The 11,181-nt window shown below is 64.0% G+C and carries 11 protein-coding genes and 2 pseudogenes; 6 read left to right on the top strand and 7 right to left on the bottom strand.

Annotated features, from left to right (window positions below):
- From EOA49_RS26435 to EOA49_RS26425, 3 genes are all read left to right on the top strand, one after another.
- Nucleotides 1-1,437 (top strand): prolyl oligopeptidase family serine peptidase (locus tag EOA49_RS26435; protein ID WP_164749291.1); only part of this gene is annotated, 1,437 nt, incomplete at its 5' end.
- A gap of 32 nt (nucleotides 1,438-1,469) precedes the next feature.
- Nucleotides 1,470-1,592 carry a capsid protein gene (locus EOA49_RS26430; protein WP_066999731.1) on the top strand — a complete coding sequence of 41 codons (123 nt, stop codon included), beginning with the start codon at nucleotides 1,470-1,472 and terminating at the stop codon, nucleotides 1,590-1,592.
- A gap of 50 nt (nucleotides 1,593-1,642) precedes the next feature.
- Nucleotides 1,643-3,022: an aspartate aminotransferase family protein gene (locus EOA49_RS26425; protein ID WP_127242030.1), complete on the top strand. Its 1,380-nt coding sequence runs from the start codon at nucleotides 1,643-1,645 to the stop codon at nucleotides 3,020-3,022.
- A gap of 321 nt (nucleotides 3,023-3,343) precedes the next feature.
- Here EOA49_RS26425 and mmsB read toward each other — a convergent pair whose 3' ends face one another.
- Both mmsB and EOA49_RS26415 read right to left on the bottom strand, forming a co-directional pair.
- Nucleotides 3,344-4,228: a 3-hydroxyisobutyrate dehydrogenase gene (gene mmsB / locus EOA49_RS26420; RefSeq protein WP_095778484.1), complete on the bottom strand. Its 885-nt coding sequence runs from the start codon at nucleotides 4,226-4,228 to the stop codon at nucleotides 3,344-3,346.
- A gap of 24 nt (nucleotides 4,229-4,252) precedes the next feature.
- Nucleotides 4,253-5,419, bottom strand: a complete 1,167-nt coding sequence (locus EOA49_RS26415; RefSeq protein WP_127243438.1) for an isobutyryl-CoA dehydrogenase — start codon at nucleotides 5,417-5,419, stop codon at nucleotides 4,253-4,255.
- Between the two features lie 138 nt (nucleotides 5,420-5,557).
- Between EOA49_RS26415 and EOA49_RS26410 the strand changes: the two genes are divergently transcribed.
- Together EOA49_RS26410 and EOA49_RS26405 are read left to right on the top strand one after the other, a co-directional pair.
- Nucleotides 5,558-6,163: a dimethylsulfonioproprionate lyase family protein gene (locus EOA49_RS26410; protein ID WP_095825661.1), complete on the top strand. Its 606-nt coding sequence runs from the start codon at nucleotides 5,558-5,560 to the stop codon at nucleotides 6,161-6,163.
- A complete protein-coding gene (locus EOA49_RS26405) occupies nucleotides 6,163-7,638 on the top strand; it encodes a cobyric acid synthase (protein WP_095801927.1) in 1,476 nt (491 codons plus the stop codon). The genes EOA49_RS26410 and EOA49_RS26405 overlap by 1 nt, the downstream gene beginning before the upstream one ends.
- Before the next feature lie 278 nt (nucleotides 7,639-7,916).
- Here EOA49_RS26405 and EOA49_RS26400 read toward each other — a convergent pair whose 3' ends face one another.
- From EOA49_RS26400 to EOA49_RS26385, 4 genes and pseudogenes are all read right to left on the bottom strand, one after another.
- Nucleotides 7,917-8,336 (bottom strand): VOC family protein, encoded by a 420-nt coding sequence (locus EOA49_RS26400; RefSeq protein WP_095801926.1) that lies wholly within the window; start codon nucleotides 8,334-8,336, stop codon nucleotides 7,917-7,919.
- 86 nt (nucleotides 8,337-8,422) lie between these two features.
- Nucleotides 8,423-9,255: pseudogene (locus EOA49_RS26395) on the bottom strand (helix-turn-helix transcriptional regulator).
- Between the two features lie 91 nt (nucleotides 9,256-9,346).
- Complete coding sequence (locus EOA49_RS26390; protein WP_082954093.1) at nucleotides 9,347-9,517, bottom strand: hypothetical protein; 171 nt, start codon at nucleotides 9,515-9,517, stop codon at nucleotides 9,347-9,349.
- A gap of 52 nt (nucleotides 9,518-9,569) precedes the next feature.
- Complete coding sequence (locus EOA49_RS26385; protein WP_067329380.1) at nucleotides 9,570-10,355, bottom strand: TSUP family transporter; 786 nt, start codon at nucleotides 10,353-10,355, stop codon at nucleotides 9,570-9,572.
- 112 nt (nucleotides 10,356-10,467) lie between these two features.
- Between EOA49_RS26385 and EOA49_RS26380 the strand changes: the two genes are divergently transcribed.
- Nucleotides 10,468-10,893, top strand: coding sequence for a TerB family tellurite resistance protein (locus tag EOA49_RS26380; protein WP_066999766.1), 426 nt, complete (start codon nucleotides 10,468-10,470; stop codon nucleotides 10,891-10,893).
- A 15-nt stretch (nucleotides 10,894-10,908) separates the two neighbouring features.
- Here EOA49_RS26380 and EOA49_RS26375 read toward each other — a convergent pair.
- Nucleotides 10,909-11,181: pseudogene (locus tag EOA49_RS26375) on the bottom strand (microcin ABC transporter ATP-binding protein); the annotation flags it as partial.

Below are 11,181 nucleotides of genomic sequence, written 5' to 3'. Positions count from 1 at the left end.
AAGCTGGAGGAGGCGACGCCGATCTTCGAGGGCGAAAAAAATCATCTCGCGGTCGGCGGCGGCGTGGAGTTCGATGGCGACAAGAAACATGTCATGCTCGGCAAGACCATCGACTTCTTCACCTCGCACAGTTTCCTTCGGCTGGCTTCGGGCGAGAACCGGCGTATCCCGCTGCCCGACGACGCGACCGACACCGCGATCTTCAAGGGAGAGCTCGTCTTTGGCGTCCGCAGTGCGTGGACGGCGCCGGACGGCACGCGCTGCCTGCCGGATGGGCTCTATTCCGTGGATTTCGACCGCTGGATTGAAACCGGTTCGTTCGAACCGGTCGAGACGCTGCTCAAACCGGAGCCCCGCGTTTCAATCGCAGGTCTCGCGAGGACGCAGGACCGGCTGTTCATCAACCTGATGGACAATGTGCGCGGCAAGGTCGTCGTTTGCGACCGCACCGGCAATGGCTGGTCGGTGAAGCCGGTCGACCTGCCCGACAAGGGCAATGTCGGCATCAGCCATGCCGAGCATTTCGGCTCCAGCGTCTCCTTCTCCTTCACCGATTTCCTGACGCCGAGCTCGATCATATGGTCGGACGACAATGGCGACACACTTCAAACCGTGAAATCGCAGCCGGCGCGCTTCGATGCATCGCCCTATGTTTCGGAGCAGTTCGAGGCGCGCTCGAAGGACGGCACGATGATCCCGTATTTCGTCGTCAGGCGGCGCGACCAGACGGGACCGGTGCCGGCGCTGCTCTATGGCTATGGCGGCTTCGAAGTGCCGCTCTTGCCCGGCTATGCCGGGATCCGCGGCAGGCTCTGGCTGGACAAGGGCCATGCCTATGTGCAGGCCAATATCCGCGGCGGCGGCGAGTTCGGCCCGGCCTGGCATCAGGCGGCGCTCAAGGGCAAGCGCCAGAAAGCGTTCGATGATTTCGCCGCGGTCGCCGAGGATGTGGTCAGGCGCGGCATCACCACGGCGGCACAACTCGGCATCCAGGGCGGCTCGAATGGCGGCCTGCTGACCGGCGTCTCGCTGACGCAGCGTCCGGAGCTGTTCGGCGCCGTCATCATCGACGTGCCGCTGCTCGACATGCTGCGCTACACCGAACTGCCGCCCGGTGCCTCGTGGATGGCGGAATATGGCGATCCGTCAAAGCCGGAGGAGGCTGCATGGCTCGCCGCCTATTCACCCTATCAGCGTGTGGCGACCAGTGCCGTTTATCCGCCGGTGCTGCTGATGACCTCGACCGCGGACGACCGCGTCCATCCGGGGCATGCGCGCAAGATGGCGGCGCGGCTGCAGGCCGCCGGTCACGGCAAGACGCTGTTCTTCGAGGAGACCGAAGGCGGCCATGGCGGGCGCGGCGATCGCCGGCCCCAGGCCGCGCAAACGGCGATGCGCTACGTCTTTCTGCAGCGCACGCTTGCCGGTCCAGCTTGAATTGCTGGCCGTTGGCGGCTTAAGGTGCCGCCATGGTCCGCATCAGCACATCAGGCGCCTTCGGGGTCGCGGTGACGCCGTCACCGCGCACGCTGCGCGCCGAGCTTTTGCGGCTGTGCGCCCGCATCGGCTATTCGCCGCCCCGTTTCCTCTGACGAATCCGCCCCGGCCACCGCCGGATTGATTCAAGAGGAAAGACAAACCCATGACCTATCAGAACTATTCGCTGAAGCAGCTTCAGCAGATCGATGCCGCGCATCACCTTCATCCCTTCACCGACCATAAGGAACTGCGTGAAGCGGGCTCTCGCATCATCACCCACGCCAAAGGGCCGTTCATCTATGATTCCGACGGAACGGAAATCCTCGACGGCATGGCGGGCCTCTGGTGCGTCAATGTCGGCTACGGCCGCGACGAACTGGCGGAGGCCGCCTGCGCCCAGATAAAGGAGCTGCCCTACTACAACTCCTTCTTCAAGTGTTCGACGCCTACACCGGTGCTGCTGTCGCAGAAGCTGGCGGAACTGGCGCCGGAGCATGTCGGTCAGGTCTTCTACGGCTCGTCCGGCTCCGAGGCCAACGACACAGCGCTGCGGCTCGTGCGCCACTATTGGGCGCTCGAAGGCAAGCCTGAGAAGAACCGGATCATCTCGCGCAAGATGGCCTATCACGGCTCGACGATCGCCGGCACCTCGCTCGGCGGCATGGAGCCCATGCACAAGCAGCTCGGCGGCGCGGTGCCGAACATCGTCCATGTGATGATGCCCTATGCCTATGAGCTCGCGCTGGCCGGCGAAAGCGACCACGATTTCGGCCTGCGCGCCGCCAAGGCCGTCGAGGACGCCATCCTCGAAGCCGGCGCCGACAAGGTCGCCGCCTTTATCGGCGAGCCGGTGATGGGTGCGGGCGGTGTGAAAATCCCGCCGATCAGCTACTGGCCGGAGGTGCAGCGCATCTGCCGCAAATACGATGTGCTCTTGATGCTCGACGAGGTGATTACCGGCTATGGCCGCACCGGCGAATGGTTCGCGGCGCAGACCTTTGACGTCCAGCCCGACACCATCACCACCGCCAAGGCGCTGACCTCCGGCTACCAGCCGCTGTCGGCGCTCCTGGTCGGCGACCGCATCAGCAGGACGCTCGTCGAAAAGGGCGGCGAGTTCTACCACGGCTACACCTATTCCGGTCACCCGGTCGCGTGCGCGGTGGCCCTGAAGAACCTCGAGATCATTGAACGGGAAGGTCTGGTCGAGCGCGTCAGGACCGACACCGGTCCCTATTTCGCGCAGGCGCTGCAGGAGCGCATCGCCGGCCACAGGCTGGTCGGCGAGGTGCGCTCGATCGGTCTTATGGGTGCGATAGAGATCGTCAAGGACAAGGCGACCAAGGAACGATACCTGCCGTCGGGAAGTGCGGCGGTCGTCGTGCGCGATCACGCGATCTCGCAGGGCATGATGCTGCGCGCCACCGGCGACACGATGATACTGTCGCCGCCGCTGATCTGGACGCGCGACACCATCGACATGGCCTGCGAGCGCATCGCCAAGGCGCTCGACCTTGCGGAGGCGGATTTGCGGAAGCGCTGAGAAAACACAGCCGGGCGCCCTTGCTGGAGGGTGCCCGGCGACCCGAATCTGCAGCGAAGCCTTGCCCAGACGCAAAAACCGCGTCCCAGAAGGGAACGCGGCTTTGCCAGATACGCATGGCGTTTCGCTACTCGAGACCTGCGAAACTTACGGGCTCCGGTACGCGAGACCTGATCCGGAGCGCCGGGCGGTTGCGATGTCCGCCTCGCAGTCCGTTTTAAAGGCACATCGTTACCGGTGAGTTAGCGAGACCTTAAGCAAATCTAAATTTGCCGGATTTCTGTCGAAAAAATTTGCTAATAACCCTTTGCAAGCAGCTGCTTAGGTTTGATCGCCGCGCAGGAAATTTATGATGCCGGAAAAGTCGGCGCCTGCGTTGCCCTGCGCATTGAACAGAGCGTAGAGCTGCGTCGCCTCGGCGCCCAGAGGCGTCACGGCGCCGGCGCTTTGCGCGGCTTCCTGCGACAATTTCAGGTCCTTGAGCATGAGGGCGGCAGCAAAACCCGGCTTGTAGTCGCGGTTGGCGGGCGACGCCGGAACAGGGCCGGGCACCGGGCAGTAGGTGGTCAGTGACCAGCACTGGCCGGAGGAGGTGGAGGCGACGTCGAACAGCGCCTGGTGCGACAGGCCGAGTTTCTCGGCGAGCACAAAGGCTTCGGCGACGCCGATCATCGAAATGCCGAGAATCATGTTGTTGCAGATCTTGGCGGCCTGGCCGGCGCCGTCACCGCCGCAATGAACGATGCGGCCGGCCATCGGCTTCAGGATCGGCTCGGCAGAGGCGAATGCTGCATCCGACCCGCCGGCCATGAAAGTGAGCGTGCCGGCGGTGGCGCCGCCGGTGCCGCCGGACACAGGCGCGTCGATCGAAGGCAAGCCGTGCCTGGCGGCAATGGCGTGAGCCTTGCGTGCCGATTCGACATCGATGGTCGAGGAATCGATCAGCAAGGCGCCTTTCTTCGCCTTGGGCGCGATGTCCTCGTAGACCGACAACACATGCTTGCCGGCGGGAAGCATGGTGATCACCACGTCGGCGTCCTTCACCGCGGCGACGGCATTGGCCATGACGGTGACGCCATGCTCTTTTGCGATCGTGAGGTTCTCCGGCACGAGGTCGAAGCCTTGCACCGCATACCCCGCCTTTACGAGGTTGGCAGCCATTGGGTTGCCCATATTGCCAAGGCCGATGAAGGCGATCGTTGCCATCGTTGTCTCCCGAAATTTGCTGCTTCAGCGGCCGATCAGCGTTCGCGCGATGATGACGCGCATGATCTCGTTGGTGCCTTCGAGGATCTGGTGGACGCGCAGATCACGCACCAGCTTCTCGATGCCGTAATCGTGCAGATAGCCGTAGCCGCCATGCAACTGCAGCGCCTCGTTGGCGATGTCGAAGCCGATGTCGGTGACGAAGCGCTTGGCCATCGCCGACCATTTGCCGGCATCCGGCGCCTTGCGATCGAGCTTCGAGGCGGCGGCATAGAGGAAGATGCGGGCCGCCTGCAGCTCCGTCTCCATGTCGGCCAGCCTGAACTGCAGGGCCTGGAACTGGTTGATCTTCGATCCGAAGGCCTTGCGCTCGCTCGTGTAGGCGAGCGCCTTGTCGAGCGCCGACTGCGCGCCGCCCAGCGAGCAGGCGGCGATGTTGAGCCGGCCGCCGTCGAGCCCGGCCATGGCGATGCCGAAGCCCGCGCCTTCGGTGGCAAGCAGGTTCTCGGCCGGCACCTTGCAATCCTCGAAGATGACCTGGCGGGTCGACTGCATATGCCAACCCATCTTGTGCTCATTGGCGCCGAAGGAGAGGCCGGGCACATCCTTGGGCACCACCAGGGTCGAAATGCCTTTGGGCCCGTCGCCGCCGGTGCGCGCCATGACGACATAGAGGTCGCTGTCGCCAGCGCCGGAGATGAACTGCTTGGCGCCGTTCAAGACATAGTCGCCGCCGTTCCTCACCGCTCTCGTCTTCAAGGCGGCGGCATCGGAGCCGGAGCCGGGCTCGGTCAGGCAATAGCTCGCCAGCCATTCCATGGAGGTCAGCTTCGGCAGGAAGCGCCGGCGTTGCTCGTCGCTGCCGAAGCGGTCGATCATCGACGCCGCCATGTTGTGGATGGAGATGAAGGAGGAGAAGGCCGGATCGGCATGCGCCAGCGCCTCGAAGATCAGCACCGCATCCAGCCGACCGAGCGCCGAGCCGCCGACATCGTCGCGGACATAGATGCCGCCCAGGCCGAGCGGCCCGGTCTCGCGGATCACGTCGGCCGGAAAGTGCTTTGCCCGGTCCCAGTCGAGCGCGTTCGGCGCGACCCGATCGGCCGCGAAGGCCTCAGCCATCTCCTTCATGGCGCGCTGTTGCTCGGTGAGTTCGAATTGGCCAGTGCCCGCATCGACTGCCGCGTCCATGGCGTGCTCCCTGTCGTTTCAGGCCTTGTGGCCTGTCGTTTTTGGCTTTGCGCAGCGATCAATCTAGACCAATGATGCCGCCGCGCAACCCAGCCCGCCGCGGACCGGCTGTGCATGGATTGATCAACGGAGTCTTGCGTGCCGACAATTTTCGATCAGCTGCTGGACCGGTTCCACTTCTATCTCGCCGGCATCGACAGCGATCTGGTTGCGGACGCCGTCGCGCGCATCGATTGGCACATGCCCTCTCGTTCGCGCGAACCACGTGCGCTTCGTTGCCTTCGCCATCTCGATCGGATTGCGGAGCTTGCGCCGCGGGACGCCGGGCCGCTGACGCGGTTCATCGCTGACCATCGCAATGAGCTGTGCTGGGGCCAGACTTATACCGCTGCCGATTTCGGACAGCTCTTCATCGACAATTACGGCTGGCTGGAGGTGTTCGGCACGCGGGGGCATTTCGCCAATGACGAGGTCGCGGGCGGCCTGCTGATCCTCGGGCCCGACAGTGTCTACCCAGACCACCACCACACCGCCGAGGAGATCTACATTCCGCTGACCGGCAGCACCGAGTGGCGCATGGGCGGGGCCGGCTTTCGGGTTCGAGCGGCGGGCGAAATCATCCACCATGCGTCCAACGTCAATCACGCCATGCGTACCGGCAAGGAGCCACTGATGGCGCTCTATATCTGGCGAGGTGGACCGCTCGCGCAGAAATCGATCATCGGCGCGGAGGGCAGGGGCTGATGGCCAGGGCTATCATGCTGCAAGGCACCGGCTCGGATGTCGGCAAGACGGTGCTGGTGGCGGGGCTCTGCCGGGCAGCAAAAAAACGCGGACTGAAGGTCAGGCCGTTCAAGCCGCAGAACATGTCCAACAACGCCGCCGTCGCCGACATCCCCGGCAACAACAAGACCGGCGGCGGCGAGATCGGCCGCGGGCAGTGGCTGCAGGCGCTGGCCTGCGGGGTGAGGCCGACCGTGCACATGAACCCGGTGCTGCTCAAGCCGCAAAGCGACATCGGCTCGCAAGTGGTGGTGCAGGGCAAGGTTTTTGGCGAGGCGCGGGCGCGCGACTATCAGGCAATGAAGGCCAGGCTGATGGATGCGGTGCTCGATTCCTGGGCGAAGGTCGGCGAGGACGCCGACCTCGTCATCGTCGAGGGCGCCGGCTCGCCGGCCGAGATCAACCTTAGAAGCCGCGACATCGCCAATATGGGCTTTGCCACGCGTGCCAACGTCCCGGTGGTGCTTATCGGCGACATCGACCGCGGCGGCGTCATTGCTTCCGTCGCCGGCACGCATCTGATCCTGCCGGAGGAAGACCGGCGCATGATCGCCGGCTATCTCATCAACAAGTTCCGCGGCGATGTCTCGCTGTTCGACGATGGGGTCAGCGCCATCGGCAAGTTTACCGGCTGGCGCTGTTTCGGCGTCGTGCCCTGGCTGAAGTCCGCGGCAAGGCTGCCGTCCGAAGATTCGGTTGTGCTCGAGCGACTTGCCTCGGGCGAAAGGCGGGCGCTGAAGGTGGCGGTGCCCATGCTGGCGCGGATCGCCAACTTCGACGATCTCGATCCGCTCAAGGCCGAGCCGCAGGTCGAGGTGGTGTTCGTGCCGCCGGGAAAGCCGCTCCCGGAAGATGCCGGGCTGGTGGTCATTCCGGGCTCGAAATCGACCATCGGCGATCTGATAAAGTTCCGCGAGAATGGCTGGGATCGCGACCTTGCCGCGCACCGCAAACGCGGCGGCCATGTCGTCGGCATCTGCGGCGGATATCAGATGCTCGGCCGCAAGGTTCGCGACCCCGATGGCATCGAAGGCAGCGTCATCGAGACGGAGGGCCTTGGCCTGCTCGACATCGAGACGGTGATGGAACCGGAAAAGACGGTGCGCAACTCGAGCGCTCATTCGGTGCAATTCGGCCTGCCGCTCGAAGGCTACGAGATCCATCTCGGCCGCACCACCGGCCCGGACGCCGCGCGGCCTTCGGCGATCATCAACGGCCTCGAGGACGGCGCGGTCTCCGCCGATGGCAAGGTTATCGGTACCTATCTGCATGGGCTGTTTGCAGCGGACGCTTTTCGCGCGGCCTACCTTGCGAGCCTCGGGGTCAAGGATGGGGGCATCGACTATCGCGCCGAGGTCGAGAAGGCGCTGGACGAGGTCGCGGCCGAGCTGGAGAAGCATCTCGACTGCGATGCGATTTTCGGGCTGGCGCGGTAGGTCCTCCCGTCGATGCGCATACGCTTGCCATTAGCGAAAGCTTCCGCCGCATCGTCATCCACGGGCGGAGCAAGGAGCGAAGCGACGCGGCGCAGACCCGAGGATCCATTCCGTGACGGTAAGGCGTTGCTACCGTGCAGAATTCTGCTCCTCTGCGCCCTTCGATCGAGATCACGGAATGGATCCTCGGGTCTTCGCGTCCGCTTCGCTCCCGCTCCGCCCGTGGATGACGAAGTTCAGGCGTTTTCGCCAGCCGCAAATGCCGGCGCGGATAGCAACTACGCCTTCTCGCCCGCCTTCGGCCAGTAGGTGCCGAAGGACCAGACATTGCCTTCGGGGTCGAGGCAGATGAACTCGCGACTGCCATAGTCGCGGTCGACCAGTTCCTGGGTGATCCTGGCGCCGGCCTTCTTCGCCTTGGCATAGGCGGCATCGGCGTCATCGACGGCAATGTAGATGGACTTGCCGCCGCCACCGCCGGGCTCGCCGACCATCTTGCCGTAATCGTCGTCGCGCGCGGTGCCCAGCATGATCATCGAGGACCGAAAGGTCAGTTCCGCGTGGTGAACGATGTCGCCATCGCCATAACGGGCGCGCAGTTCGAAGCCGAAGGCCTCGCTGAGCCAGTCGATCATCCTAGCGGCGTTCCTGTATCGCAGGGCTGGATAGAGACGGGGTGCTTCGTTTGTTGCTGGCATGACAATATCCCTGTGCTGGTTGAATGGATGCCAGTCTGTGCGAAGGCGGTTTCCACGTCTTGAAGAAATGTTACCTCGCCTGAAGCTTAGATCCACGTGGCGAGCCCGGATGGCGTTTCGCCGGCAAGCTGACGGAATTCGCGCACCAGATGCGCCTGGTCGGCGTAGCCGCAATCGGCGGCAATGCCGGCCCAGTTGTCGTCCTGCCGCTTCGACAGCGACAGCGCGCGGTTGAAGCGCACGATGCGTGACAATGTCTTCGGGCCGATGCCGGTCGCGTCGGTGAATTTCGCCGCCAGATGCTTGCGGCTCCAGCCGATCTCGCTGGCGAGCGCCGAAATGCGGGTGCGGCCGCCCGATGCGATGACCGTCCGGTAGGCCCAGGCGATTTCGGGCGAAAGCGCATGCGCGTCCGCGAGTCGGCCTGCGATGAAACCCTCGGCAATGTCGAAGCGCTTGTCCAATCCGACGCTTCGCCGAGCTGTTCGCGCAGCGCGATGCCATCAAAGCCCATCGCATCGTCCAACCCGACCATGCGGTCGCGCAACTCACTCATCGGCAGGCCGAAGAATTGCCTGGCGCCAAGCGGCGTGAAATTGACCTGGACACAGCAGGCGGCGCCGAAGGATTCGATCATGACCGGGCCGGCATAGAGACCGGCGGCGAAGCTGGCGTAGCGATCGTTGTCGCCCGGGCTGCGGCCGAGCCCGATGGCGAAGGCTTCGGCGAAGCTGATCACCAGGGGTACGGTCAGCGAGGCATATTCGACCATGCGGAAATGGCCGGGCAATATTTCCCGATAGCCGCAGATATCCGTGACGATGCCTGCGAGCGGGGCGGCGGGTTTGCGCCGCACCATCTCGGAATGGAGGGCGGGAGAGCGAGTATCCTCCCGATGGCGCTCCGTCTCGTCGGACATGCCGCAAGCCTAGCAGAACACGCTCGCAAAAATCAAAAGCGCCCGGCAGGGCCGGGCGCTCCGAGTTGCTCCACACTTTTCCTGGATTGCTTTAGGCGCCGCGCATCAGGCAGCCGCCGGCGAGCACGACATAGGCGATGAGCATGATCCACACCGACGCGAGAGGAATGAACGCAAGAAGGCCGAGAGCGGCGAGAAGGCCGATGGCGGCGATGACCAACGAAATAATGAACACGATCTGCGTGGGCGCACTAAGATTCATGTCTGGTCCCTCCAACATGATTCGCAACACCCGAATTCTACCAGCAGGACAGTCACACACCAATGAGTTGGCGTAGGGGATTGGCCGGGTCGGCAAGCAGCTTCACCGCCAGCGCTACACACACGATCACCAGCAGCGGCTTGATCAGTCTTGCGCCGATTTTGATGGCGAGGCCTGCGCCGAGGCGGGCGCCCAGAAACTGGGCGACACCCATCATCAGACCGATCTTCCAGTCGATGACGCCGACGGCGGCGAAGACGACGAAGCCGCCGATGTTGGAGGCGAAATTGAGCAGCTTGGTGTGCGCGGTCGCCTTGAGCAGACCATAGCCGGCAAGGCTGACGAAGGCGAGCATAAGGAACGAGCCCGTGCCTGGGCCGAACAGACCGTCGTACAAGCCGATGGCAGGCACAACCGTTAGGCCGAATAGGAGCGGTGACAGACGCTCTGCGCGGTCAACGTCGTTCATGTTGGGTTTGAACGCGAAGTATAGAGCGATCGCGATCAAGAGAACCGGCAAAAGGGCACGCAGGAAGTCGCCGGGCACGATCGTCGCCAGCAGGGCGCCGATGGCGCCGCCAACAAGGGCCAGCAGCGCGGAAGGCAATTGTCGGCGCAAATCGACCTGGCCGTTCGCGGCATAGTGGATCGTGGCCGAGCCGGACCCGAACATGCCCTGCAGCTTGTTGGTGCCGAGCGCTGCCACCGGAGAGAAGCCCGCCAGGAGCAGCGCCGGGATGGTGATCAGGCCGCCACCGCCGGCGATCGAGTCGACGAAGCCCGCCGCGAAAGCGGCAGCGGTGAGCATGAAGACAGTCTGCAAGGTAAGGTCGATCATCGGGCTGTGGGTCAAGGCGGGGGACGGCTGCTTCCATCATGCTTAGACAGTTTGCGCAAGACCGATTCCACGCTAACAATTTCAACGGAATCGCAAGGGGAGGCTTACGGCGATGGCGCTGCTCGACCAGATACGTTCGATCTTCGACGGCGACCCGGGCGTGCGCAAGGTAGCGGACGATCCGGTGCTGTCGGCCGAGCTTCTGATGCTGTTCCGGATGATCCTGGCCGACGGCGCGGTGTCGGAGAGCGAGATGGTCGCCTTCCGGCACATCTGCAAGGAAGCCTTCGGCATTCCCGAAGCCTCGATCGACAGCGTCGTCGAATATCTCAACGACTACGGCTACGAGACCAACGGCTCACAAGCGATCGCGCTGTTCCGCGACCTCGATGTCGAGCGGCGAAAGCTGCTTGCGCGCCACATGGCCGAGATCGCGAAGGCGGATTCCAAGCTTGCCGAGAGCGAGGTGAAGCTGCTGCGTCGCACGCTCGACTTGCTCGACATCAGCCCGGTGGATTTGGTCAAACCGGAGGGCTGAGCGCGGGCTCGCGGCTTACCCTTGTTCCTGCATGCGTCGCGCGATCGCACGGTGAAGGTCCGGCGCCGCCGCGACCAGCGCCTGCGCGGCTTCCGAGCGCGGGCTGTCGAGCACATCGGCCGTCCTGCCGCGCTCGACTATCTTGCCCTCATGCATGACCAGCACTTCGTCCGACATGGCGCGGGCAACCGTCAGGTCATGGGTGATGAACAGATAGGCGATGCCGAGCTTCTGGTTAAGCTCGGCGAAGAGGTCGAGGATCTGGGCGCGGATCGAGACATCCAGCGC

Origin of the sequence: Mesorhizobium sp. M1A.F.Ca.IN.020.04.1.1, assembly GCF_003997315.1 — a bacterium.
Lineage (GTDB): Bacteria > Pseudomonadota > Alphaproteobacteria > Rhizobiales > Rhizobiaceae > Mesorhizobium.
This window is presented reverse-complemented; position numbering and strand designations above follow the sequence as displayed.